Raw genomic sequence first — 25,120 nt, 5'->3', positions numbered from 1 at the left:
CGCGGGCACTGAGCGACTTGCCGGGCACGCTCCGGAATCGGTGCGACCAGGCCACGTGACACCGGCACTCGGTGCCACGGCCGTAGGAAGCGCCATCCCAGATATCGCCTCCGCCACCTTTGGCGGACCACCGCCCCGGCGCGGTCCACACAGCGAGGACCAAGCCGGACGCACAACCGGTCGCCGAGCCAGAAGGCCGACGTCCGCTCCAGGGAAGGACCCTTCGTGAGCGACACCACCGATCTGATGGGCGCACGTGTCGAGGAGACCGCTGCCGCGCCCGCCACGGACGCCTCCGCGCCTGCCACCGGTGCCGGCTCCCGGCGGCGCCGCGGTACCGGCCTCGAGGGCATGGTGCTGGCCGAGCTCCAGCAGGTCGCCTCGGGCCTCGGCATCAGGGGCACCGCGCGGATGCGCAAGAGCCAGCTGATCGAGGTCATCAAGGAGGCGCAGGCGGGAGGTGGGGCCCCGGCTGCCAAGGCCGACGCCGCCGCCGAGACCAAGCCGAAGCGCCGGGCCACCTCCAAGGCCCGTACCGGCGACGACGCCGCTCCCGCCGCCGACAAGAAGTCGGCCGAGGCGCCCGCCGAGACCGCCGTGGCCCAGCAGCAGATCGAGATCCCCGGCCAGCCCGCGGCCGGCGACGACGCGCCCACCGAGCGCCGTCGGCGCCGGGCCACCGCCGAGGCCGGCGCCCCGGCGTCGAACAGCGCCGAGACCATCGTCGCCGAGGCCAAGAGCGAGCCGAAGGCCGAGAACCCGGCCCAGGCGCAGCCGCAGGGCGACGCCGGTGACGGCGAGGGCCGTGGCCGTCGCGACCGCCGGGACCGCGGCCGTGACCGCGGCGACCGTCAGGACCGCGGCGAGCGCGGGGACCGTCAGGACCGCGGTGACCGTCGCAAGGGCGACGACCAGCAGGGCCAGGGCGGCCAGCGCCAGCAGCAGAGCCAGCAGCAGGGCGGCGGCCGTCAGGACCGCGGCGGCGCCGGTCCGCAGGACGACGACGACTTCGAGGGCGGCCGCCGTGGCCGCCGGGGCCGTTACCGGGACCGTCGTGGCCGGCGCGGCCGTGACGAGATCGGCGGCGCCGAGCCGCAGCTCGCCGAGGACGACGTCCTGATCCCGGTCGCGGGCATCCTGGACATCCTCGACAACTACGCCTTCATCCGGACCTCCGGCTACCTCCCGGGCCCGAACGACGTGTACGTCTCCCTCGCCCAGGTCCGCAAGAACGGCCTGCGCAAGGGCGACCACATCACCGGCGCGGTCCGCCAGCCCAAGGAAGGCGAGCGGCGGGAGAAGTTCAACGCGCTGGTGCGGCTGGACTCCGTCAACGGTATGGCGCCCGAACACGGCCGTGGCCGCCCGGAGTTCAACAAGCTGACGCCGCTCTACCCGCAGGACCGGCTCCGTCTGGAGACGGACCCCGGTGTCCTCACCACCCGCATCATCGACCTCGTGTCGCCGATCGGTAAGGGCCAGCGCGGTCTGATCGTGGCCCCGCCGAAGACCGGCAAGACCATGATCATGCAGGCGGTCGCCAACGCGATCACGCACAACAACCCCGAGTGCCACCTGATGGTCGTCCTGGTCGACGAGCGTCCGGAAGAGGTCACCGACATGCAGCGGTCGGTGAAGGGCGAGGTCATCTCCTCGACCTTCGACCGTCCGGCCGAGGACCACACCACGGTCGCCGAGCTCGCCATCGAGCGGGCGAAGCGTCTGGTGGAGCTGGGTCACGACGTGGTCGTGCTGCTCGACTCGATCACGCGTCTTGGCCGTGCCTACAACCTGGCGGCGCCGGCCTCCGGCCGCATCCTGTCCGGTGGTGTCGACTCGACCGCCCTGTACCCGCCGAAGCGCTTCTTCGGTGCGGCCCGCAACATCGAGGACGGCGGCTCGCTGACCATCCTCGCCACCGCGCTGGTGGACACCGGGTCCCGCATGGACGAGGTGATCTTCGAGGAGTTCAAGGGCACCGGCAACATGGAGCTCAAGCTCGACCGGAAGCTCGCCGACAAGCGCATCTTCCCGGCGGTGGACGTGGACGCGTCCGGTACCCGTAAGGAAGAGATCCTGCTCGGCAACGAGGAGCTCGCGATCGTCTGGAAGCTGCGGCGCGTGCTGCACGCGCTGGACCAGCAGCAGGCGATCGAGCTGCTCCTCGACAAGATGAAGCAGACCAAGTCGAACATCGAGTTCCTGATGCAGATCCAGAAGACGACCCCGACGCCGGGCAACGGCGACTGAGGTCACTGCACAACCCAGGTTCCTCGCAAAGGGGCGGCTTCCGTGACGGAAGCCGCCCCTTCGGCGCTGATAGGAACGGGCGATTCATCGCGCCCCTCCTGTCACTTGTGTCCCCTGGGGGGAACCTCCTTGTCCACACCCCTGTCCGGCGGGCGTCACAGACGTCGGATTCGTTTCGGGCTGCCCGTCGCCGCCGCGGGCGTCGCCGCGGCCGTCGGGATCGCGCTGTCCACCTCGTCGGCGAACGCCGCGACCCCGGTGCCCACACCCGCCACAAAGCCGGCCACCGCCTCCGTGCCGACCGCCGAGCTGACGAAGCGCATCGCCGGCGCGCTCACGACCGACGGCAGCGCCACGAAGTCGGCCTACAGCGCGAGCACGACCGGCTCGACGGTCTCGCCGTACGTCATCGGCGGCACCGACACCGCCATCACCACCGCGCCCTGGATGGCGCAGCTGTGGTACTACGACGACTCCGACAGCGCCAACGTCGTCAGCTTCTTCTGCGGCGGCACCGTCGTGTCGCCGACGAAGATCCTCACCGCCGCGCACTGCGTCAAGGACGAGAACGGCAAGGCCTACAACTGGAAGGCCTACGGCGCCGTCCTGACCGGCACCTCGCAGACGCCGACCACCGACAGCTCGGGCAACACCGACCTGCACGGCGGCACCGTCTCGCTGCCGCTGCGGCAGTGGAACCACCCGTCGTTCAGCCCGACGACCCTCAGCAACGACATCGCCGTCCTCACCCTCGCCGCGCCGGTCACCGCCACGCCGCTGCGGATGACGACGTCCGGTGACACCGCCTCGTACGCCGGCGGCACCAGTGCCCGGCTCTACGGCTGGGGGCGCACCAGCTCCAGCAGCAGCGACATCTCCGAGACGCTGAAGTCGGCCGCGCTGACCATCCACGCCGACACCACCTGCTCCGGCGCCTGGGGCTCCCAGTACGTCAAGGGGCACATGATCTGCGCCGGCACGCAGAGCGGCACCGACAGCGGGACCAAGGCCTCCTGCAACGGGGACTCCGGCGGGCCGCTGGTCGTGAACAACCGGATCGTGGGCGTGGTCTCCTGGGGCGTGCAGAACTGTGTGAAGAAGGGCTACTACAGCGTCTTCACCAAGGTCAGCAGCTACGTCGGCGCCGCCTGGGCCAATGTCGACGACTCCAACCTCAGCTACACGGACGGCAAGGCCGACCTGTTCGTGCGCAACTCCTCCACCAAGGAGGCGTTCGAGAAGGACTCCACCGGCTCGGCGTTCGCCGCGCGGGTCTCCCTGGGGTCGTACGACGGTGTCAACGTCGTCCTGCAGACCGACCTGAACCGGGACGGCTACCAGGACCTCGTGCTGCGCCAGAGCTCCACCGGCGACGTCTACTGGCTGCACTACGTGCCCGCCGGCGACTCCTGGGCCAGGACGAAGATCTTCAGCGGCTGGACGACCCGGACGAGGATCGTCACCCCGGGCGATGTCACCGGCGACTACCTGCCCGACCTGCTGTCCGTGGACTCCGGCGGCACACTGTGGATCTACCCGGGCAAGGGCAACGGCACCTTCGCCGCCCGCGTGAAGGTCGGCAGTGGCTGGAACCAGTACGACGTCCTGCGGGGCAAGGGCGACTTCACCGGCGACGGCAAGGCCGATCTGCTCGCCCGGAACAGGAGCACCGGGGACGTGTACCTCTACAAGGGCACCGGAACGGCCGGTACGGGCGCCTTCTCGGCCCGGATCAAGGTGCGCAGCGCCTGGACCGGCTACAACGCCTTCGACGCGATCGGGGACGTCAACGGCGACGGCAGGGCCGACTTCCTCGCCCGCACGCCCGGCGGCACCCTGTATCTCTACAAGGGCACCGGTAAGGCCACGAGCGAGATCTTTGCCACAAGAGTCTCGGTCGGTGGCGGTTTCCAGCAGTACGACCTGTTCGGCTGAAACCCCTGGTGACGGCGGTACGGCCGTAAACCTTCGTGACGCTCTGTGCCCAACCTTCCACGGGTTGGGCACAGTGCGTTGTGCAACCCTTTCCCGAGTTTCCCCGTCTGACCGGACGGAGCGACGATGGAGCGGTATCAGCCGCGCCGATTCAGGCCTGTCCCTGAAAACAGGGGGTAACCGACCGTAACGAGATTCGAGGAGCACATGTCTGCCGAGAGCACTCCGGAACCCGGCATACCGGGTGATAACGGGGCCAACGGTCCACGCCGCTGCGCCAAGGGGCGCCGTCGCAAACCGCGCAGCGAGCACCACAAGGCCCTGATCCTGATGGCCTGGACCGCCGCGGGGATCGTCGTGCTGGGCGGCACCGGAGCCGGCTACCTGTACTTCAAGCTCAACGGCAACATCAAGAGCGTCGACATCAACCAGGCCCTCGGCACCGACCGGCCGACGAAGGTCGACAACGGCTCCGAGAACATCCTGGTCCTCGGTTCGGACTCGCGCTCCGGGAGCAACAAGAAGCTCGGCGGCGGCGCCGACGACGGCAGCGCCCGCTCGGACACCGCGATGATCGTGCACGTCTACAAGGGCCACAAGAGCGCGAGCGTGGTCTCCATCCCGCGCGACACCCTCGTCGACCGCCCCGAGTGCACCGACACCAAGGGCGAGAAGCACGACGCCGCCTCCGGCGTGATGTTCAACTCCGCGTACTCCACGGGCGGGGCGGCCTGCGCGGTGAAGACCGTGGAGTCGCTCACCGGGCTGCGCATGGACCACTACCTCGAGGTCGACTTCAGCGGCTTCGAGAAGCTCATCGACGAGCTCGGCGGTGTCCCGGTCACCACGACGAAGAACATCGACGACAAGCAGAGCCACCTCGACCTCAAGGCCGGCACGCACACCCTCAACGGCAAGCAGGCGTTGGGCCTCGTCCGCACCCGGCACGGCGTCGGCGACGGCTCCGACCTCGGCCGCATCCAGCTCCAGCAGGCGTTCATCAGGGCCCTGGTCGACCAGGTCAAGCACGTCGGCATCTTCACCAACCCCAAGAAGCTGTACGACCTCGCCGACACCGCCACCAAGTCCGTGACCACCGACTCCGACCTGGGCTCGGTCAACTCCCTGATGTCCTTCGCGGGCGGCCTGAAGGGCATCGGCTCCTCGAAGATGCACATGGTGACCATGCCGGTCCGGTACGACCCGGCGAACCCCAATCGCGTCATCATCGAGAAGGCCAAGGCCCGGCAGGTCTGGAACGCCCTGCGGGGGGACCTGCCGATCCCGGCGAGCGCCACCAAGGGCACGGCGTCCGGCGACGCCAGGGGTGTCGTGGAATAGAACGCACGAGCCCCCGGTTTGGGAGGACGGCCCCAGTCCTGGCAGACTGGTACGTCGGCTCCGGTTCACGCCTCCGCATCCCGCGGCTGCGACCCGGCGCCCTCCCGGAACTAGGAGACACCTTGAAGCGCGACATCCACCCCGAGTACGTCGAGACGCAGGTCAGCTGCACCTGTGGCGCGTCGTTCACCACCCGCAGCACGATCTCCAGCGGCACCATCCGCGCCGAGGTCTGCTCCGAGTGCCACCCGTTCTACACGGGCAAGCAGAAGATCCTCGACACCGGTGGCCGTGTGGCCCGCTTCGAGGCCCGCTTCGGCAAGGCTGCAGCCGGCTCCAAGAAGTAGCGAGCTCCAATCCGCCGGTCCACGGCCGCGCCCTTCCACAGGCGCGCCGGGACCGGCGTTTTTGGTCGCCCGCCTTCCCCCTTTCGTTCGCAGTATCAGGAGCCCAGAGATGTTCGAGGCCGTCGAGGACCTCGTCGGTGAGCACGCCGACCTGGAGAAGAAGCTCGCCGATCCGTCGGTCCACTCCGACCAGGCCAACGCGCGCAAGCTGAACAAGCGGTACGCCGAGCTCACCCCGATCGTCGCCACGTACCGCTCCTGGAAGCAGACCGGCGACGACGTCGAGACCGCGCGTGAACTCGCCGCCGACGACCCGGACTTCGCCGCCGAGGTCAAGGAGCTGGAGAAGACGCGCGAGGAGCTCACCGAGAAGCTGCGGCTGCTGCTCGTCCCGCGCGACCCCAGCGACGACAAGGACGTCATCCTGGAGATCAAGGCGGGCGCGGGCGGCGACGAGTCGGCCCTGTTCGCCGGCGACCTGCTGCGGATGTACCTGCGCTACGCCGAGCGCGTCGGCTGGAAGACCGAGATCATCGACGCCACCGAGTCCGAGCTGGGCGGCTACAAGGACGTCCAGGTCGCCGTGAAGACCAAGGGCGGCCAGGGCGCCACCGAGCCCGGGCAGGGCGTCTGGGCGCGGCTGAAGTACGAGGGCGGTGTGCACCGCGTGCAGCGCGTGCCGGCGACCGAGTCCCAGGGCCGTATCCACACCTCAGCCGCCGGTGTGCTGGTCACGCCCGAGGCCGAGGAGGTCGACGTCGAGATCAACCCCAACGACCTCCGCATCGACGTCTACCGCTCCTCCGGTCCCGGCGGCCAGTCCGTCAACACCACGGACTCCGCCGTGCGCATCACGCACATCCCCACCGGAGTGGTCGCCTCCTGCCAGAACGAGAAGAGCCAGCTGCAGAACAAGGAGCAGGCGATGCGTATCCTGCGCTCCAGGCTGCTCGCAGCGGCGCAGGAGGAGGCGGAGAAGGAGGCCGCCGACGCCCGCCGCAGCCAGGTCCGCACCGTCGACCGCTCCGAGAAGATCCGTACGTACAACTTCCCGGAGAACCGCATCTCGGACCACCGCGTCGGCTTCAAGGCGTACAACCTGGACCAGGTCCTGGACGGCGACCTCGACGCGGTGATCCAGGCCTGCGTCGACGCGGACTCGGCGGCGAAGCTGGCGGCTGCATAACAGCACATACGCACGACCCAGTACGACACGGAGGAATGCGTGAACCTGCTGCTCGCAGAGGTGGCACAGGCCACCCAGCGGCTGGCCGACGCCGGCGTGCCCTCGCCGCGCAACGACGCGGAGGAGCTCGCCGCGTTCGTGCACGGCGTGAAGCGGGGCGAGCTGCACTCCGTGAAGGACGCGGACTTCGACGCCCGGTACTGGGAGGTCATCGCCCGGCGTGAGCAGCGCGAGCCGCTGCAGCACATCACCGGGCGGGCCTACTTCCGCTACCTCGAACTCCACGTCGGGCCGGGCGTGTTCGTGCCGCGGCCGGAGACCGAGTCGGTGGTCGGGTGGGCCATAGACGCCGTGCGCGCGATGGACGTCGTCGAGCCGACCATCGTCGATCTGTGCACCGGCTCCGGCGCCATCGCGCTCGCCCTCGCCCAGGAGGTCCCGCGCTCCAAGGTGCACGCCGTGGAGCTCTCCGAGGACGCCCTGGCCTGGACCCGCAAGAACGTCGAGGGTTCGCGGGTCGACCTGCGGCAGGGCAACGCCCTGGACGCCTTCCCCGACCTCGACGGCCAGGTCGACCTGGTCATCTCCAACCCGCCGTACATCCCGCTGACCGAGTGGGAGTACGTCGCCCCCGAGGCGCGGGACTACGATCCCGAACTCGCCCTGTTCTCCGGCGAGGACGGCCTCGACCTCATTCGCGGTCTGGAACGGACCGCACATCGGCTCCTGCGCCCCGGCGGCGTGGTCGTCGTCGAACACGCCGACACCCAGGGCGGCCAGGTGCCGTGGATCTTCACCGAGGAGCGGGGCTGGGCCGACGCGGCCGACCACCCCGACCTCAACAACCGCCCCCGGTTCGCCACGGCCCGCAAGGCACTGCCGTGAGCACCGCCCGCACCGCTTTCGTGGATCCCCGAAATCCGTTGTACGAGGAGGCCCGCTAGATATGGCACGGCGATACGACACCAATGACGCGACCGACCGCACGACCGGTCTGCGTGAAGCCGCGTCCGCCGTCCGCCGTGGCGAGCTGGTCGTCCTCCCGACCGACACGGTGTACGGCATCGGCGCGGACGCGTTCTCCTCGGAGGCCGTCGCCGACCTGCTCGAGGCCAAGGGCCGGGGCCGCAACATGCCCACGCCCGTCCTCATCGGCTCCCCGAACACCCTGCACGGCCTCGTCACGGACTTCTCCGAGCTGGCCTGGGAGCTCGTCGACGCGTTCTGGCCGGGCGCGCTGACGATCGTCGCCAAGCACCAGCCGTCGCTGCAGTGGGACCTGGGGGACACCCGGGGGACGGTGGCCGTCCGCATGCCGCTGCACCCGGTCGCCATCGAGCTGCTGACCGAGGTCGGCCCCATGGCGGTGTCCTCGGCGAACCTGACCGGGCACCCGGCACCGGAGGACTGCGACGCCGCGCAGGAGATGCTCGGCGACTCGGTCTCCGTCTACCTCGACGGCGGCCCGACCCCCGGCAACGTCCCGTCCTCCATCGTCGACGTCACCGGTCCCGTGCCGGTGCTGCTGCGGGAGGGCGCGTTGTCGCCGGAGGAGCTGCGCAAGGTCGTACCCGACCTCGAGGTGGCGAATTGACAGCCCCTGACGCGGGGCGTGGCATAGGCAACGGGGAAAGCGCGGCGGAGATCACGACGACGTTCGTGGGGCTCCCGCGCGATGTCTTCCGCATCCTCCACGTCAGCACCGGCAACGTGTGCCGCTCGCCCATCACCGAGCGGCTGACCCGGCATTACGTGAAACAGCGGCTCGGCATCCTGGGCGGCGCGCTGATCGTCGAGAGCGCCGGGACCTGGGGTCACGAGGGCGCCCCCATGGAGGCCAACGCGGAGGCCGTGCTGGCCGACTTCGGCGCGGACGCCTCCGGGTTCACGGGCCGGGAGCTGCTGGACGAGCACGTGATCATGGCCGACCTGGTCCTCACGGCCACCCGCGACCACCGCGCCCAGGTCATCTCGATGGGTCACTCGGCCGGCCTGCGCACCTTCACGCTGAAGGAGTTCACCCGTCTGGTGCGCGCGATAGACCCGGCCACGCTGCCTCCGCTGGAGGAGGGCGTGGTCGTCCGCGCGCGTGCCCTGGTCCGCGCCGCGGCCGCTCTACGCGGGTGGCTGCTGGCGCCCACGGCCGAGGCGGACGAGGTCTACGACCCCTACGGCGCACCCCTGACCTTCTTCCGGTCCATCGGCGACGAGATACACCAGGCGCTGGATCCGGTCGTCACGGCGCTCACGGGTGTCCCCGCGAGGATGTAAGTACCGAGCACCCCACTGGTCCCGGGCCTACATTGGTCGTACGTCATCGCCGACGCCCCCCCGGAGCCCACCATGCCGGTCATCCACACCCTCGATGCCGCCGACGTCCTGCGGCGGCAGGACCCCGAGCTCGCCGAGATCCTGCTCGGGGAACTCGACCGGCAGTCGACGACGCTCCAGCTCGTCGCCGCCGAGAACTTCTGCTCCCCGGCCGTGCTGGCCGCGCTCGGGTCGCCGCTGGCCAACAAGTACGCCGAGGGATATCCGGGCGCCCGGCACCACGGCGGCTGCGAGATCGTCGACGTCGCCGAACGGCTCGCCGTCGACCGGGCCAAGGCGCTGTTCCAGGCCGAGCACGCCAACGTCCAGTCCCATTCCGGGTCGAGCGCCGTGCTCGCCGCCTACGCGGCGCTGCTGCGCCCCGGTGACACCGTCCTCGCCCTCGGGCTCCCGTACGGTGGCCACCTCACCCACGGCTCACCAGCGAACTTCTCCGGCCGCTGGTTCGACTTCGTCGGCTACGGCGTGGACGCGGAGACCGGGCTCATCGACTACGACCAGGTGCGGACGCTGGCCCGCACCCACCGGCCCAAGGCGATCGTGTGCGGCTCCATCGCCTACCCCCGGCACATCGACTACGCCCTCTTCCGCGAGGTCGCCGACGAGGTGGGCGCGTATCTGATCGCCGACGCCGCGCACCCCATGGGGCTCGTCGCCGGGGGAGCGGCGCCCAGCCCGGTGCCGTACGCCGACATCGTCTGCGCGACCACGCACAAGGTGCTGCGCGGGCCGCGCGGCGGGATGATCCTGTGCGGCGCCGAGCTGGCCGAGCGGGTCGACCGGGCGGTGTTCCCCTTCACCCAGGGCGGCGCGCAGATGCACACCATCGCCGCGAAGGCCGTCGCCTTCGGCGAGGCGGCAACCCCGGACTTCACCGCGTACGCCCATCAGGTGGTCGCCAACGCGAGGGTCCTCGCGGCCGGGCTGGCCGCCGAGGGGCTGGTGGTGACGACCGGAGGGACGGACACCCACCTGATCACCGCGGATCCCGCGCCCCTCGGCGTCGACGGCCGCAGCGCGCGGGGCCGGCTGGCGGCGGCCGGGATGGTGCTGGACTGCTGCGCCCTGCCGCACGGCGACGCGCGCGGACTGAGGCTGGGCACGGCGGCCCTGACCACGCAGGGCATGGGCGAGGAGGAGATGGGCCTTGTCGCCGGGTTGTTCGGGAATGTGCTGCGCGGCGAGGTCGAAAGCCAGAGGGCGCGTGATCATGTGCGCGAGCTGACCGGTAGATTTCCGCCGTATTCCCGCTGAGCGGGGGTAGGCGCAGCTGCGTACACCTGGTTGCAACCTGATGACACAGCCACACGTGCAACCATCGTCGCTACCCGGCAGTCCCCACAGTTATGCGTACATCGCTAGGGTGTGGGGCTGAGATGGCCAGCGAGACCTGTGGGGAAGCCCGTGCGTGAATACCTGCTGACGCTCTGCGTCACGGCCGCGGTGACGTATCTGCTGACAGGGCCGGTACGGAAGTTCGCGATCGTGGCCGGAGCGATGCCGGAGATCAGGGCCCGTGACGTGCACCGGGAACCGACTCCACGGCTCGGCGGTATCGCGATGTTCTTCGGGCTGTGCGCCGGTCTGCTCGTCGCGGACCACCTGACCAACCTCAACGAGGTCTTCGAGAAGTCGAACGAGCCGCGGGCGCTGCTCTCCGGCGCCGCGCTGATCTGGCTGATCGGCGTCCTGGACGACAAGTTCGAGATCGACGCCCTGATCAAGCTCGGCGGCCAGATGATCGCAGCCGGCGTGATGGTCATGCAGGGTCTGACGATCCTGTGGCTGCCCATCCCCGGTGTCGGCAACGTGGCGCTGACCCAGTGGCAGGGCACCCTGCTGACCGTCGCCCTCGTCGTCATCACGATCAACGCGGTGAACTTCGTCGACGGCCTCGACGGTCTCGCCTCCGGCATGGTCTGCATCGCGGCCGCCGCGTTCTTCCTGTACGCCTACCGCATCTGGTACTCGTACGGCGTCGAGGCCGCCGCCCCGGCCACGCTCTTCTCGGCGATCCTGATGGGCATGTGCATCGGCTTCCTGCCGCACAACATGCACCCGGCGCGGATCTTCATGGGCGACTCCGGCTCGATGCTGATCGGGCTCGTCCTGGCCGCAGGCGCGATCTCCATCACGGGACAGGTCGACCCGGACGCGCTGAAGCTGTTCGTCGGCTCCGAGAAGGCGGCGGTGCACCAGACGGTGCCGGTCTACATCCCGCTGCTGCTGCCGCTGACGATCATCGCGGTGCCCACCGCCGACCTGGTCCTAGCGATCGTGCGCCGTACCTGGCGCGGTCAGTCGCCGTTCGCCGCCGACCGCGGTCATCTGCACCACCGGCTGCTGGAGATCGGCCACTCGCACAGCCGGGCGGTGCTGATCATGTACTTCTGGTCGGCGCTGATCGCCTTCGGGGCGCTCGCCTACTCGGTCAACTCCGCGTCAATGTGGATCGTGCTCGGCATCGTGTTCCTGAGTGCGATCGGTCTCGTCTTGCTTCTGCTGCCGCGCTTCACGCCGCGTGCCCCGCGGTGGGCCGAGTCCGTCCTGCCGCCCCGCTACCGGCGGCGCCGCGCGCTGGCCCGTGCCGCCTCTGCGCCCGTACAGGAAGCGGGAGTTGGGGCCGTGGACGAGTCCGAGGGAGCCCCGGAGCCGTGCCCCCCGGTCGTGGCCGGTGTGGCGGGAGTCAACGGAGCGACCGCGCTGGGCGCCCGTCCGCACCTCCTCGACCGTGGAAAGGCCGGAACGTCCCGCTGACGTCGGCAAGGTAAGAATCTGACTAGAGCATTGCCAAGTCGTGGGGAAGTAAAGCCCCCCAATACCAGACAAGTCACCCCGGATTTTGCACAGACGCGCACGGTCACTCTCATGTGTGACAGCGAGCACACGTCTTGGTAAAGACCGCATCAAATAGTTTGTGATACGGTTCACGAGAACCCGGGGTAGAGCCGAAGGACCGTGATGCGACGGTCCATTGGCCGCGAGTTCCCCTCTCAGCCCGGGACTACGCTCGTCCATGACGACACCCTGCCCCCCTGCGAAAGCGGAGTTGCCGCCATGCCGTCCAATGACGCCCGGAACCTGGTGCCGATCGCCGTACCCACGGCGGCTGCCGGCGTGGTCGCCGTCGCCGTCAGCGCGGCCGTGGCCGGTGGCAAGGGAGCGATCGGTGCGGCCGTCGGTGCGCTGCTCGCGATGCTCTTCATGGGGATCGGTCTCTACGTTCTGCAGTGGACGGCAAAAACGCTCCCGCAGCTGTTCCAGGCCATGGGGCTGATGCTCTATGTCGCCCAACTCCTGCTGCTCATGATCTTCGTGGCCCTCTTCAAGGGGACCTCCCTCTTCAACGGCAAGGCGTTCGCGCTCTCGCTCGTCGTCGCGACCGTCGTGTGGATGGCCACCCAGGCACGTGCACACATGAAGTCCAAGATCTTCTACGTCGATCCGGACTCCGCGAAGAGCGAGCGGCCCGAGAAAACGGGTCACCCGTCGTGAGGGGTAGGGGCGGGATAAAGGCGTGCGAGATCTCCTGCTATCGTCCGGTGCCAACTGCGGCATCGCGGGCGCGGGCATCCGAGCTGACGCCTGCAGCAACGCGAGGCTCGAAGCCCCCCAGCCGCCCCCACATCCGTAACACCAGTCCGGTGCCGACCCGCGGCCGCGCGCCGCGCCGACACAACGAGGTTGCCGTACCCATGCGTCACGCCGAAGGAGCCCGTGGTGAGTGCTGACCAGACCCAGCTCGCCTTTGACTGGAGTTGTCGGATCATGTCCGACAACGGGTGTGGCTTCCCGGCTCCGGGCCTGCACTCGTTCCTGTTCAAGCCCCTGTTCACGGTGGGCGGGTTCGAGTTCAACAAGGTGATGCTGCTCGCCCTGATCACCACCGCGGTCGTCGTGATCTTCTTCTCGGCGGCCTTCGGCAAGGCCAAGGTGATCCCGGGCAAGCTCCAGATGGTCGGCGAGGCCGGATACGACTTCGTCCGCCGCGGCATCGTCTACGAGACCCTCGGCAAGCGCGACGGCGAGAAGTACGTCCCGCTGATGGTCTCGCTGTTCTTCTTCATCTGGATCGCGAACATCTGGTCGGTGATCCCGCTGGCCCAGTTCCCGGTCTCGTCGATCATCGCCTACCCGGCCGTGCTCGCCGGGGTCGTGTACCTGACCTGGCTGCCGCTGACCTTCAAGAAGCACGGCTTCGCCGGCGGCTTCAAGAACATCACCGGTTACGACGCCTCGCTCGGCGCGGTGCTGCCGCTCGTGGTCGTCATCGAGTTCTTCTCGAACGTCATCGTCCGCCCGTTCACGCACGCGGTCCGACTCTTCGCCAACATGTTCGCCGGTCACCTGCTGCTGGTGATGTTCACCGTCGCCAGCTGGTACCTGCTCAACAGCTGGATGATCCCCGGCGCCGCGGTCTCCTTCGTGATGACCATCGTGATGGTGATGTTCGAACTCTTCGTCCAGGCCGTCCAGGCGTACGTGTTCGTGCTGCTGGCCTGCTCCTACGTTCAGGGCGCTCTCGCCGAGCACCACTGAGCACCGTCCGCACCACCCCCACCAGTCGTCCGGTGGCCAACCCCCACCGGTCCGTAAAAGAGAAGGAAGAAACGGCATGTCCGCTGCCATCGACCTCGCCGCCGGCGTCTCCGGTTCCCTCGGCTCCATCGGTTACGGCCTCGCGGCCATCGGCCCCGGCATCGGTATCGGCATCATCTTCGGTAACGGCACCCAGGCGCTGGCCCGTCAGCCCGAGGCGGCCGGTCTGATCCGCGCCAACCAGATCCTGGGCTTCGCCTTCTGTGAGGCGCTCGCCCTCATCGGCATCGTTATGCCGTTCGTGTTCGGTCAGTAAGACCTCTTACACCGACACGTATCGACGAAAGGCACTGATGTGATCGCCAACCTGGTTCAGCTGGCGGCCGAGGAGAAGCAGAACCCCCTCGTCCCGCCGGGCCCCGAACTGCTTGTCGGCGCCATCGCCTTCGCCATCGTGTTCTTCTTCTTCTGGAAGAAGCTGCTCCCGAACATCAACAAGGTTCTGGAGGAGCGCCGCGAGGCGATCGAGGGTGGCATCGAGAAGGCCGAGGCGGCTCAGGTCGAGGCCCAGAGCGTCCTCGAGCAGTACAAGGCCCAGCTCGCCGAGGCCCGGCACGAGGCCGCGCGTCTGCGCCAGGAGGCGCAGGAGCAGGGTGCCGCCCTCATCGCCGAGATGCGCGCCGAGGGCCAGCGGCAGCGCGAGGAGATCGTCGCCGCCGGTCACGCGCAGATCGAGGCCGACCGCAAGGCCGCCGCGTCCGCGCTGCGGCAGGACGTCGGTCACCTCGCGACCGAACTGGCCGGCAAGCTCGTCGGCGAGTCCCTCGAGGACCACGCCCGCCAGAGCCGTGTCATCGACCGCTTCCTCGACGAGCTCGAGGAGAAGGCCGAGGCCACCCGATGAACGGAGCGAGCCGCGAGGCCCTGGCAGCCGCACGCGAGCGTCTCGACGCGCTGACGGACTCCACGTCCGCCGACGCGGGCACGCTCGCCGACGAGCTGGCCGCCGTCACCGCGCTGCTCGACCGCGAGGTCGGTTTGCGTCGGGTCCTGACCGACCCGGCGCAGGCCGCCGAGGCCAAGGCCCAGCTGGCCGAGCGTCTGCTCGGCGGGCAGGTCGGCGGCCCGGCCGTCGACCTCGTGTCCGGCATGGTGCGTTCCCGCTGGTCGCAGTCCCGCGACCTGGTGGACGCCCTCGAGGAGCTGGCCGACACCGCCGACCTCACCGCCGCGCAGAAGTCGGGTTCGCTCGACGACGTCGAGGACGAGCTGTTCCGCTTCGGGCGGATCGTCTCCTCCAACACCGAGCTGCGCGCCGCGCTGACCGACCGCGCCGCGACCACCGCCGCCAAGGTCGAGCTGCTGCACCGGCTGCTCGGCGGCCGGGCCGCGCAGGTGACCGAGCGTCTGGTGACGCGCCTTGTGACCGCGCCGCGGGGACGTAGCCTGGAGTCGGGACTGGAGTCCCTGTCCAAGCTCGCCGCCGAGCGCCGGGAGCGCCTGGTCGCCGTGGTCACCTCGGCGGTGCCGCTGAGCGACATACAGAAGCAGCGCCTGGGCGCCGCTCTCGCGAAGCTCTACGGCCACACGATGCACCTCAACATCGACGTGGACCCCGAGGTCGTCGGCGGCATCCGGGTGCAGGTCGGCGACGAGGTCATCAACGGCTCGATCGCGGACCGCATCGAGGACGCCGGCCGCCGCCTGGCGGGCTGAGCAGCAACTTCATAAGCAGTACAGCAGTACGTACCTACGGCCCGGTTGGGCCGTGCAGAGGATTCCTGGGGGTCGCCCCCAGACCCCCAAGTTGAAACTTCGGGCCCAACAAGGAGAGCAGGGAACCCAGATGGCGGAGCTCACGATCCGGCCGGAGGAGATCCGGGACGCGCTGGAGAACTTCGTCCAGTCGTACAAGCCGGACGCGGCCTCGCGCGAGGAGGTCGGTACGGTCACCCTTGCCGGCGACGGCATCGCGAAGGTCGAGGGCCTGCCCTCGGCCATGGCCAACGAACTGCTGAAGTTCGAGGACGGCACCCTCGGCCTCGCGCTGAACCTGGAGGAGCGCGAGATCGGCTGCGTCATCCTCGGCGAGTTCAGCGGCATCGAGGAGGGTCAGCCGGTGCAGCGCACCGGTGAGGTGCTCTCCGTCGCGGTCGGTGAGGGCTACCTCGGCCGCGTCGTCGACCCGCTCGGCAACCCGATCGACGGCCTCGGCGAGATCGAGACGTCCGGCCGCCGCGCGCTGGAGCTGCAGGCCCCCACGGTCATGCAGCGCAAGTCGGTGCACGAGCCGATGGAGACCGGCTACAAGGCCGTCGACGCGATGACCCCGATCGGCCGTGGTCAGCGTCAGCTGATCATCGGCGACCGCCAGACCGGCAAGACCGCCCTGGCCGTCGACACGATCATCAACCAGCGCGACAACTGGCGCACCGGCGACCCGAACAAGCAGGTCCGCTGCATCTACGTCGCCATCGGCCAGAAGGGCTCCACCATCGCGTCGGTCCGCCGCGCGCTGGAGGAGAACGGCGCGCTGGAGTACACGACCATCGTCGCCGCCCCGGCGTCCGACCCGGCCGGCTTCAAGTACCTGGCGCCGTACACCGGTTCGGCCATCGGCCAGCAGTGGATGTACGAGGGCAAGCACGTCCTCATCATCTTCGACGACCTCTCGAAGCAGGCCGACGCCTACCGCGCCGTGTCCCTGCTGCTGCGCCGCCCGCCGGGCCGCGAGGCCTACCCGGGTGACGTCTTCTACCTGCACTCCCGTCTGCTGGAGCGCTGCGCGAAGCTCTCCGACGACATGGGCAAGGGCTCGATGACGGGTCTGCCGATCGTCGAGACCAAGGCCAACGACGTCTCGGCGTTCATCCCGACCAACGTCATCTCCATCACCGACGGCCAGTGCTTCCTGGAGTCGGACCTGTTCAACGCCGGTCAGCGCCCCGCGCTGAACGTCGGTATCTCCGTCTCCCGAGTCGGTGGTTCCGCGCAGCACAAGGCGATGAAGCAGGTCTCCGGCCGTCTGCGCGTCGACCTCGCCCAGTTCCGTGAGCTGGAGGCCTTCGCCGCCTTCGGTTCCGACCTGGACGCCGCGTCGAAGGCGCAGCTGGAGCGCGGTCAGCGCATGGTCGAGCTGCTGAAGCAGGCCCAGTACCAGCCGATGTCGACCGAGGACCAGGTCGTTTCGGTGTGGGCCGGCACCACCGGCAAGATGGACGACGTCCCGGTCAACGACATCCGCCGCTTCGAGAAGGAGCTGCTGGAGTACCTGCACCGCAAGGAGCAGGGCCTCATGACCTCCATCAAGGAGGGCGGCAAGATGTCGGACGACACCCTCACCGCTGTCGCCGACGCGATCGCCGAGTTCAAGAAGCAGTTCGAGACCTCGGACGGCAAGCTTCTCGGCGAGGACGCCCCGGCCGCCGCCAAGTGACGTAAGGAAGGGACCTGACTCATGGGAGCCCAGCTCCGGGTCTACAAGCGTCGCATCCGATCCGTCACCGCGACCAAGAAGATCACCAAGGCGATGGAGATGATCGCCGCCTCGCGCGTCGTCAAGGCGCAGCGCAAGGTGGCGGCCTCCACGCCGTACGCGCGGGAACTGACGCGCGCGGTCACGGCGGTCGGTACCGGCTCGAACACCAAGCACCCGCTGACCACGCAGGCCGAGACGGTCACGCGGTCCGCGGTGCTGCTCCTGACGAGCGACCGCGGTCTCGCCGGTGCCTTCAACTCCAACGCCATCAAGACGGCGGAGCAGCTCACCGAGCGGCTGGAGCGCGAGGGCCAGGAGGTCGAGATCTACATCGTCGGCCGCCGTGGTGTCGCCCACTACAACTTCCGTGAGCGCAAGATCGCGGAGTCGTGGACGGGCTTCACCGACGAGCCGACGTACGCGGACGCCAAGAAGGTCGCGGCCCCGCTGATCGAGGCCATCGAGAAGGAGACGGCCGAGGGCGGCGTGGACGAACTCCACATCGTCTTCACCGAGTTCGTCTCGATGATGACGCAGACGGCCCTCGACGACCGTCTGCTGCCGCTCAGCCTCGAAGAGGTGGCGAAGGAGGCCGCCCCGCAGGGCGAGATCCTCCCGCTGTACGACTTCGAGCCCTCGGCGGAGGACGTCCTCGACGCCCTGCTGCCGCGCTACGTGGAGAGCCGTATCTACAACGCGCTGCTCCAGTCGGCCGCTTCCAAGCACGCCGCCACGCGGCGCGCGATGAAGTCGGCGACCGACAACGCGGGCGAGCTCATCGAGACGCTCTCCCGGCTTGCCAACGCGGCCCGCCAGGCCGAAATCACCCAGGAAATCAGCGAGATCGTCGGTGGCGCGAGCGCCCTGGCCGACGCGACCGCGGGGAGTGACCGCTAATGACCACCACTGTTGAGACCGCGACGGCTACGGGCCGCGTCGCCCGGGTCATCGGCCCGGTCGTCGACGTGGAGTTCCCCGTCGACGCGATGCCGGAGATCTACAACGCCCTGCACGTCGAGGTGGCCGACCCGGCCAACGCCGGCGAGAAGAAGATCCTGACCCTGGAGGTCGCCCAGCACCTGGGTGACGGCCTGGTCCGCACCATCTCCATGCAGCCGACCGACGGTCTGGTCCGCCAGGCCGCGGTGACCGACACGGGCACGGGCATCACCGTCCCCGTCGGCGACTTCACCAAGGGCAAGGTGTTCAACACCCTCGGTGAGGTGCTGAACGTCGACGAGACCTACGAGGGCGAGCGCTGGTCCATCCACCGCAAGGCCCCGAACTTCGACGAGCTCGAGTCGAAGACCGAGATGTTCGAGACCGGCGTCAAGGTCATCGACCTGCTGACCCCGTACGTCAAGGGCGGCAAGATCGGTCTGTTCGGCGGTGCCGGCGTCGGCAAGACGGTGCTCATCCAGGAGATGATCTACCGCGTCGCCAACAACCACGACGGTGTCTCCGTGTTCGCCGGTGTCGGTGAGCGCACCCGTGAGGGCAACGACCTCATCGAGGAGATGTCGGACTCGGGCGTCATCGACAAGACCGCGCTGGTCTTCGGTCAGATGGACGAGCCCCCGGGCACCCGTCTGCGCGTCGCGCTGGCCGGCCTGACCATGGCCGAGTACTTCCGTGACGTCCAGAAGCAGGACGTGCTGTTCTTCATCGACAACATCTTCCGCTTCACGCAGGCCGGCTCCGAGGTCTCCACCCTGCTCGGCCGTATGCCCTCCGCGGTGGGTTACCAGCCGAACCTGGCCGACGAGATGGGTCTCCTCCAGGAGCGCATCACCTCGACCCGCGGTCACTCGATCACCTCGATGCAGGCGATCTACGTCCCCGCGGACGACCTGACCGACCCGGCCCCGGCCACCACCTTCGCCCACCTCGACGCGACGACGGTTCTGTCCCGTCCGATCTCCGAGAAGGGCATCTACCCGGCCGTGGACCCGCTGGACTCCACGTCCCGCATCCTGGACCCGCGCTACATCGCGCAGGACCACTACGACGCCGCCATGCGCGTCAAGACGATCCTGCAGAAGTACAAGGACCTCCAGGACATCATCGCGATCCTCGGTATCGACGAGCTCGGCGAGGAGGACAAGCTCGTCGTCCACCGGGCCCGTCGCGTGGAGCGCTTCCTGTCCCAGAACACCCACGTCGCCAAGCAGTTCACCGGCGTCGACGGGTCGGACGTCCCGCTGGACGAGTCGATCGCGGCCTTCAACGCGATCTGCGACGGCGAGTACGACCACTTCCCGGAGCAGGCGTTCTTCATGTGCGGTGGCATCGAGGACCTCAAGGCCAACGCCAAGGAGCTGGGTGTCTCCTGAACTCCCTGAGTTCACCTGAGGGGGCGGGTGCGTCCCGCCCCCTCTTTCACGCCCACTAGACTTGTAACCAACACCCGGCCGAACCGCCGGGTGGTGACCCGAGGAGCCACCTTGGCTGCTGAGCTGCACGTCGCGCTGGTCGCGGCCGACCGAGAGGTCTGGTCCGGCGAGGCCACCCTGGTCGTCGCGCGCACCACGTCCGGCGACATCGGCGTCATGCCCGGTCACCAGCCGCTGCTCGGTGTGCTGGAGTCGGGCCCGGTGACCATCCGTACGAGTGAAGGTGGAACGGTCGTCGCCGCGGTGCACGGCGGTTTCATCTCGTTCGCGGACAACAAGCTGTCGCTGCTGGCCGAGATCGCCGAGCTGTCGGACGAGATCGACGTCCAGCGCGTGGAGCGGGAGCTGGAGCGCGCGAAGGCGGAGGGCGACGCCGCCGCCGAGCACCGCGCGGACGTACGACTGCGTGCGGCGGCGACGAGCTGACCCCGCTCGGAGCCGTATGACGTCACTCAGCCGCGATCGGAACCGGAGCAATCCGGAGCCGGTCGCGGCTGAGGCAGATATGGATGATTTTTCCGTTCCGTGACCTAAAGCAAGCCGTGTTCGGTACTAGGAGACGAGGAGGTCGGTGTCGATGGTCCTCGCTCTGACTGTGTGCGGAGTTGTCGTGGCCCTGGTGGTGCTGGGGCTGTTCGTCTTCGGGCTGCGCCGCAGACTGATCCAGCGCTCCGGGGGCACCTTCGACTGTTCGCTGCGCTGGGACGTCCCCGAGAAACCCGACGCCAGCGGAAAAGGCTGGAGCTACGGTGTCGCCCGCTACAACGGCGACCGCATCGAGTGGTACCGCGTCTTCTCCTACGCCTACCGTCCCCGCCGCCTCCTGGAGCGCGCCGCGATCGAGGTCGCCGGCCGCCGCCTCCCCGAGGGCGAGGAGGAACTGGCCCTTCTCTCCGACGCCGTCGTGCTCACCTGTCTGCACCGGGGCACCCGCCTCGAACTCGCCATGAGCGAGGACGCGTTGACCGGTTTCCTGGCCTGGCTGGAGGCGGCACCCCCCGGGCAACGGGTAAATGTCGCCTGAGATCCGGCGAAGGATCACTGCCGGGCACAACGAGCCGCCGCGGACGGGCTCGTGGACCGTCCGCGGCGGGGTGGGGCGGGGCGGGCCGAGGGTCAGCTCAGTCCGCTGTTGATGGCGCTCACCAGCTCTCCGTTACTGGTGTCGCCGCTGAACTCCCAGAAGAACGCGCCGCCCAGACCCTGGGACTTGGCCCAGCTCATCTTCCCGGCGATCGTCGACGGGGTGTCGTAGGACCACCAGTTGCTGCCGCAGTGGGCGTACGCCGTGCCGGCGACGGTGCCGGTGACCGGGCAGGACGTCTTGAGGACCTTGTAGTCCTCGATGCCCTGCTCGTACGTCCCCGCCGCGGCCCCCGTGGCCGTGCCGCCGGGCGCGTCCTGGGTCACGCCCGTCCAGCCGCGGCCGTAGAAGCCGATGCCGATGAGCAGCTTCGAGGCGGGGACCCCGATGGCCTTGTACTTGGCGATCGCGTCGGCCGTGGTGAACCCGGCCTTCGGGATGCCGGAGTACGAGGTGAGCGGGGAGTGCGGGGCCGTCGGGCCCTGGGCGTCCCACGCGCCGAAGAAGTCGTACGTCATCACGTTGTACCAGTTGACGTAGTTCGCGGCGCCCGCGTAGTCGGCGGCCTCGATCTTGCCGCCGGCCGAGCCGTCGGCGGTGACGGCCGCGGTGACCAGCTTGCTCGTGCCGAACTTGGCGCGCAGTGCGGACAGCACGTTCTTGAAGGCCGCGGCCCCGCTGGTGTCGCAGGACAGGCCGCAGGCGTTCGGGTACTCCCAGTCGATGTCGATGCCGTCGAACACGTCCGCCCAGCGCGGGTCGTTGACGAGGTTGTAGCAGGAGGCGGCGAACGCGGCGGGGTTGGCCGCGGCCTGGGCGAAGCCGCCGGACCAGGTCCAGCCGCCGAAGGACCACAGCACCTTGATGTTCGGGTACTTGGCCTTCAGCTCGCGCAGTTGGTTGAAGTTGCCGCGCAGCGGCTGGTCCCAGGTGTCGGCGACCCCGCTGACGGACTGGTCGGCGGTGAACGCCTTGTCGTAGTCGGCGTACGAGTCGCCGATCGCGCACTGGCCGTTGGTCACGTTGCCGAAGGCGTAGTTGATGTGCGTGATCTTCGCGGCCGAGCCCGATGTCACCAGGTTCTTGACGTTGTAGTTGCGGCCGTAGATGCCCCACTCGGTGAAGTAGCCGAGCCTGACCTTGTCGCCGGTGGTCGGGGGAGTGGTCGTACCGCCGGTGGTGTGGACCGCGACCGCGCCGCTGGCCGGGCCGGTCTGGTTCGCGGTGTCGCGGGCCTGGACGGTGTAGGAGTAGTCGCTGCCGGCGGTCAGGCCGGCGTCGGTGTAGCTGGTGGCGGTGACGGTGGAGACGACCTTGCCGTCGCGCAGGACGTCGTAGTTCTTGACGCCCTTGTCGTCGGTGGCCGCGCTCCAGCTCAGCTTCACCGAGGTGTCGGTGATCGAGGACGCCGTCGGGGTGCCGGGCGCGGAGGGCGGGTTGTCGCCGGGAACGGTCGTACCGCCGTCACAACTGCCGCCGTTCAGCGTGCAGTTGCTCGGTGAGCCGGAGCCGGTGCCGTTGAAGCCGAAGGAGACGGAGGCGCCGGGGGCGAGGGTGCCGTTGTAGGACTTGTTCTTGGCGGTCCAGTGGGTGCCGGAGCTGGTGACGTCGGCGTCCCAGGCCGAGGTGACGGAGGTGCCGGAGGGGAAGTCCCAGGCGATCGTCCAGGAACTGATGGACGTGGAACCGGTGTTGGTGACCGTCCACTTGCCCTCGAAGCCGGTGCCCCAGTCCTGGGTCTTGGCGTAGGTGGCCGTCGCGGTGCTCGCGGCCTGGGCGGGGCTCGCGAGACCGACGAGCCCGGCCAGCGGGAGCAACAGGGTCGCGAACCCGGCCGCGGCTCTGTGTCTGAAGCGCATGTCGCGCCTCCTTAGGGGGAGTTGGGGCGTGACTGAGCCTTCACACCCACGGTGCCGCGAGAATAGAAAGGTCTGGACCACGGGTCAATAGGTCTGGACCACTCGGTACCTCTGAACCATCGCTGCCGCGCGCCCCGCTTAGGCCCGTACGCTGACCGGGCGGTGGGCGAGGAGGGGTGTATGAGCGAGGCGGAACGTTCCGGGGCCGTGCTGGTCGTGGACGACGACGCGGCCATCCGGCGCTCCCTGGAACGCGGGCTCAGGCTGAGCGGATTCCGGGTCCGCACGGCGGACGGCGGCCGGGAGGCGCTGGCCACGGTCCGGGAGGCACCGCCCGACGTCCTCGTACTCGATGTGTCGATGCCCGGCATGAGCGGCATCGAGGTCTGCGAACGCCTCCGCGCGGACGGACTGGACCTGCCCGTGCTGATGCTCTCCGCGCTCGACGAGACCGCTGACCGTATCGCCGGGCTCCAGGCGGGCGGCGACGACTACCTGGTCAAGCCGTTCGCGCTGCAGGAACTGGTGCTGCGGCTGCGCGCCCTGCTGCGCCGCCGCCCGCCCGCGGGGGAGGTGCTCCGGGTCGCCGGTCTGGTGATCGATCCGGGCGCCCGCACCGCCGAACGGGACGGGCGGCCACTGGAGCTGACCCGCCGCGAGTTCGAGCTGCTGGAGGTGCTCGCCCGCAACGCCGGACTCGTCCTCACCCGCGACCAGCTGCTGGAACGGGTGTGGGGCTACGACTTCGACGTGCGCACCGACGCCGTCGACACCTTCGTCAGCTATCTCCGGCGCAAGCTGGAGGCCGACGGCCGGCCCCGGCTGGTGCACACCGTGCGCGGAGTCGGCTTCGTGCTGAGGGATGAACCGTGAGGCTCTCCACCCGTATCGGGCTCGCGGTCGGCGTCACCGTGCCGCTGCTCGTCCTGGCCTCCGGCTGGCTGCTGCTCCGGCTGGTCAACCATGATCTGCACAGCGCCGAGGACGACCATCTGCGTGCGCGTGCCACCGCCGTCGCCCCCGACGCCCGCGCCCTGCTGCGGGCCACCGCAAACAACCGCCCCAAGGCGGCCGACACCCGCGAACGGCGGCTGTTCAGCGCCGCCCTCGACGTCGGCGTACGCGTCACCGGCCCGGACGCCACCTTCAGCGGCGGCCCGCAGCCGGACGCCTCGGTGCCGTTGCCTGAGGGCACGAAGGGTCCCGTCACCGTGCGGGACGGCGGCGCGAGCTGGCGTGCGCTGGCCCGGACGATCACCACCCCGCGCGGCTCGGGCACCCTCTGGGTCTTCTCGCCCAACGCCGCCGACCAGGCGCAACTCCGCCTGGTACGGCGCCGGGTGGCCGTCACGACCCTGCTCGCCGTCCCCCTCTCCGGCCTGCTCGCCTGGGCGGTCGCCACCGGCGCGACCGGCCCGCTGCGGCGCCTGGGCCGCCGTACCGCCGGACTCGACCCGCGCACCAGTACCGCCCGGCTCTCCGACGAGCCGAGCGGGGTCACCGAGGTCGACGAACTCGCGGCCACCCTGCGCACGGTCCTCGCCCGCTACGACGAACAGGCCGCCCGCACCGCCGAGGCGCTGGACACCGCCCGCTCCTTCTCCTCGGCCGCCGCGCACGAACTGCGCACCCCGCTGATGAGCATGGGCACCAACCTCGACATCCTCGCCGCCCATCCCGACCTGCCCGAACCCGACCGCACCGAGGTCCTCGCCGACCTGCGCACCGAGCACGCCCGGCTGCTGAACCTGCTGGTCATGCTGCGCGAGCTGGGCCGCGGCGACCTGGTGGAGGCGGAGGCCTTCAAGGCCGTGGACGTCTCCGAGACGGCCGACGCCGCGGTGGCCGAGGCCCGACGGCGCGCCCCGGACGCCCGGATCACGCTGGCCGCGGAACCCGGGCCGACGGTGCACGGCTGGGAACCGGGCCTGCGCCTGCTGCTGGACAACCTGCTGGCCAACGCCCTGGCCCACGGACGGGACGCGGCGGGCCGGGCGACGGTCACGGTCTGGGTGCGGTGCGCGGGCGACCAGGTCGTCGTCACCGTCGACGACGCCGGCCCCGGGGTGCCTCCCGAGGCCCGCGCCCGGATCTTCGAGCGCTTCCGGCGCGGGCCCGCCAGCTCCGGCTCCGGGCTCGGCCTGACTCTCGTCGCCCAACAGGCGGCCCTGCACGGCGGGAGCGTCACGGTCGAGGACGGCCCCTCGGGCGTGGGCGCCCGCTTCGAGGTGCGGCTGCCGTCCACCGGTGGCCCGCTGCCCGCGCACCGCGACTGGCTGATCGACACAGCCGGGACAAACCGGTCACAGAGTTTCCCCAAAGACGCTCCCTAGCCTCCCCGGCGGGCGGACGGACGAAGGGGCCGTCCGCGGAACGG

Annotated in this window: 23 protein-coding genes; 22 read left to right on the top strand and 1 reads right to left on the bottom strand. The window is 69.5% G+C overall.

Features of this window, described 5'->3' with window-relative positions:
- Positions 1-225 precede the first annotated feature (225 nt).
- From rho to ABZZ74_RS26485, 20 genes are all read left to right on the top strand, one after another.
- On the top strand, positions 226-2,250 hold the full coding sequence (gene rho / locus ABZZ74_RS26580; RefSeq protein WP_356768984.1) for a transcription termination factor Rho: 2,025 nt from the start codon (positions 226-228) through the stop codon (positions 2,248-2,250).
- 129 nt (positions 2,251-2,379) lie between these two features.
- Positions 2,380-4,185, top strand: coding sequence for a trypsin-like serine protease (locus tag ABZZ74_RS26575; protein ID WP_356768982.1), 1,806 nt, complete (start codon positions 2,380-2,382; stop codon positions 4,183-4,185).
- Positions 4,186-4,392: 207 nt separating this feature from the next.
- Complete coding sequence (locus tag ABZZ74_RS26570; RefSeq protein ID WP_356768980.1) at positions 4,393-5,526, top strand: LCP family protein; 1,134 nt, start codon at positions 4,393-4,395, stop codon at positions 5,524-5,526.
- Positions 5,527-5,648: 122 nt separating this feature from the next.
- Positions 5,649-5,873: a 50S ribosomal protein L31 gene (gene rpmE, locus ABZZ74_RS26565; RefSeq protein ID WP_019753312.1), complete on the top strand. Its 225-nt coding sequence runs from the start codon at positions 5,649-5,651 to the stop codon at positions 5,871-5,873.
- Between the two features lie 109 nt (positions 5,874-5,982).
- Positions 5,983-7,059 carry a peptide chain release factor 1 gene (gene prfA / locus ABZZ74_RS26560; protein ID WP_356768978.1) on the top strand — a complete coding sequence of 359 codons (1,077 nt, stop codon included), beginning with the start codon at positions 5,983-5,985 and terminating at the stop codon, positions 7,057-7,059.
- Between the two features lie 39 nt (positions 7,060-7,098).
- Positions 7,099-7,944: a peptide chain release factor N(5)-glutamine methyltransferase gene (gene prmC / locus ABZZ74_RS26555; RefSeq protein ID WP_356768976.1), complete on the top strand. Its 846-nt coding sequence runs from the start codon at positions 7,099-7,101 to the stop codon at positions 7,942-7,944.
- 61 nt (positions 7,945-8,005) lie between these two features.
- A complete protein-coding gene (locus ABZZ74_RS26550; RefSeq protein ID WP_133044670.1) occupies positions 8,006-8,653 on the top strand; it encodes an L-threonylcarbamoyladenylate synthase in 648 nt (215 codons plus the stop codon).
- The gene (locus tag ABZZ74_RS26545; RefSeq protein WP_356768974.1) at positions 8,650-9,330 is read left to right on the top strand and encodes a protein-tyrosine-phosphatase; all 681 of its coding nucleotides are present in this window, start codon (positions 8,650-8,652) and stop codon (positions 9,328-9,330) included. Before ABZZ74_RS26550 ends, ABZZ74_RS26545 begins: the two co-directional genes overlap by 4 nt.
- Before the next feature lie 72 nt (positions 9,331-9,402).
- Entirely contained in the window at positions 9,403-10,644 is a 1,242-nt protein-coding gene (glyA, locus tag ABZZ74_RS26540; RefSeq protein WP_356768972.1) for a serine hydroxymethyltransferase, read from the top strand.
- Between the two features lie 150 nt (positions 10,645-10,794).
- On the top strand, positions 10,795-12,147 hold the full coding sequence (locus tag ABZZ74_RS26535; protein WP_356768970.1) for an MraY family glycosyltransferase: 1,353 nt from the start codon (positions 10,795-10,797) through the stop codon (positions 12,145-12,147).
- A gap of 300 nt (positions 12,148-12,447) precedes the next feature.
- Complete coding sequence (locus tag ABZZ74_RS26530; RefSeq protein ID WP_356768968.1) at positions 12,448-12,885, top strand: hypothetical protein; 438 nt, start codon at positions 12,448-12,450, stop codon at positions 12,883-12,885.
- Between the two features lie 273 nt (positions 12,886-13,158).
- Positions 13,159-13,929 carry a F0F1 ATP synthase subunit A gene (gene atpB, locus ABZZ74_RS26525; protein ID WP_356769082.1) on the top strand — a complete coding sequence of 257 codons (771 nt, stop codon included), beginning with the start codon at positions 13,159-13,161 and terminating at the stop codon, positions 13,927-13,929.
- Between the two features lie 76 nt (positions 13,930-14,005).
- Positions 14,006-14,245, top strand: coding sequence for an ATP synthase F0 subunit C (atpE, locus tag ABZZ74_RS26520; RefSeq protein WP_046591560.1), 240 nt, complete (start codon positions 14,006-14,008; stop codon positions 14,243-14,245).
- Positions 14,246-14,284: 39 nt separating this feature from the next.
- Positions 14,285-14,833 carry a F0F1 ATP synthase subunit B gene (locus ABZZ74_RS26515; protein WP_240868647.1) on the top strand — a complete coding sequence of 183 codons (549 nt, stop codon included), beginning with the start codon at positions 14,285-14,287 and terminating at the stop codon, positions 14,831-14,833.
- Positions 14,830-15,645, top strand: a complete 816-nt coding sequence (locus tag ABZZ74_RS26510; RefSeq protein ID WP_356768965.1) for a F0F1 ATP synthase subunit delta — start codon at positions 14,830-14,832, stop codon at positions 15,643-15,645. The genes ABZZ74_RS26515 and ABZZ74_RS26510 overlap by 4 nt, the downstream gene beginning before the upstream one ends.
- Before the next feature lie 130 nt (positions 15,646-15,775).
- Entirely contained in the window at positions 15,776-17,365 is a 1,590-nt protein-coding gene (gene atpA / locus ABZZ74_RS26505; protein WP_356768963.1) for a F0F1 ATP synthase subunit alpha, read from the top strand.
- A gap of 21 nt (positions 17,366-17,386) precedes the next feature.
- Positions 17,387-18,304 carry a F0F1 ATP synthase subunit gamma gene (locus tag ABZZ74_RS26500; protein WP_356768961.1) on the top strand — a complete coding sequence of 306 codons (918 nt, stop codon included), beginning with the start codon at positions 17,387-17,389 and terminating at the stop codon, positions 18,302-18,304.
- A complete protein-coding gene (gene atpD / locus ABZZ74_RS26495) occupies positions 18,304-19,740 on the top strand; it encodes a F0F1 ATP synthase subunit beta (protein ID WP_133044679.1) in 1,437 nt (478 codons plus the stop codon). The genes ABZZ74_RS26500 and atpD overlap by 1 nt, the downstream gene beginning before the upstream one ends.
- Positions 19,741-19,851: 111 nt before the next feature.
- Positions 19,852-20,226 carry a F0F1 ATP synthase subunit epsilon gene (locus ABZZ74_RS26490; protein ID WP_356768958.1) on the top strand — a complete coding sequence of 125 codons (375 nt, stop codon included), beginning with the start codon at positions 19,852-19,854 and terminating at the stop codon, positions 20,224-20,226.
- A gap of 151 nt (positions 20,227-20,377) precedes the next feature.
- A complete protein-coding gene (locus tag ABZZ74_RS26485) occupies positions 20,378-20,824 on the top strand; it encodes a DUF2550 domain-containing protein (protein WP_133044681.1) in 447 nt (148 codons plus the stop codon).
- A 92-nt stretch (positions 20,825-20,916) separates the two neighbouring features.
- Here the strand turns inward: ABZZ74_RS26485 and ABZZ74_RS26480 are convergent, their stop codons facing one another.
- Entirely contained in the window at positions 20,917-22,743 is a 1,827-nt protein-coding gene (locus tag ABZZ74_RS26480) for a glycoside hydrolase family 18 chitinase (protein WP_356768956.1), read from the bottom strand.
- Between the two features lie 180 nt (positions 22,744-22,923).
- Between ABZZ74_RS26480 and ABZZ74_RS26475 the strand changes: the two genes are divergently transcribed.
- The gene (locus ABZZ74_RS26475) at positions 22,924-23,616 is read left to right on the top strand and encodes a response regulator transcription factor (RefSeq protein WP_356768954.1); all 693 of its coding nucleotides are present in this window, start codon (positions 22,924-22,926) and stop codon (positions 23,614-23,616) included.
- On the top strand, positions 23,613-25,076 hold the full coding sequence (locus ABZZ74_RS26470; protein ID WP_356768952.1) for a HAMP domain-containing sensor histidine kinase: 1,464 nt from the start codon (positions 23,613-23,615) through the stop codon (positions 25,074-25,076). The genes ABZZ74_RS26475 and ABZZ74_RS26470 overlap by 4 nt, the downstream gene beginning before the upstream one ends.
- The last annotated feature ends 44 nt before the right edge of the window (positions 25,077-25,120 follow it).

Origin of the sequence: Streptomyces sp. NPDC006476 (assembly GCF_040612015.1) — a bacterium.
Lineage (GTDB): Bacteria > Actinomycetota > Actinomycetes > Streptomycetales > Streptomycetaceae > Streptomyces > Streptomyces griseorubiginosus_B.
This window is presented reverse-complemented; position numbering and strand designations above follow the sequence as displayed.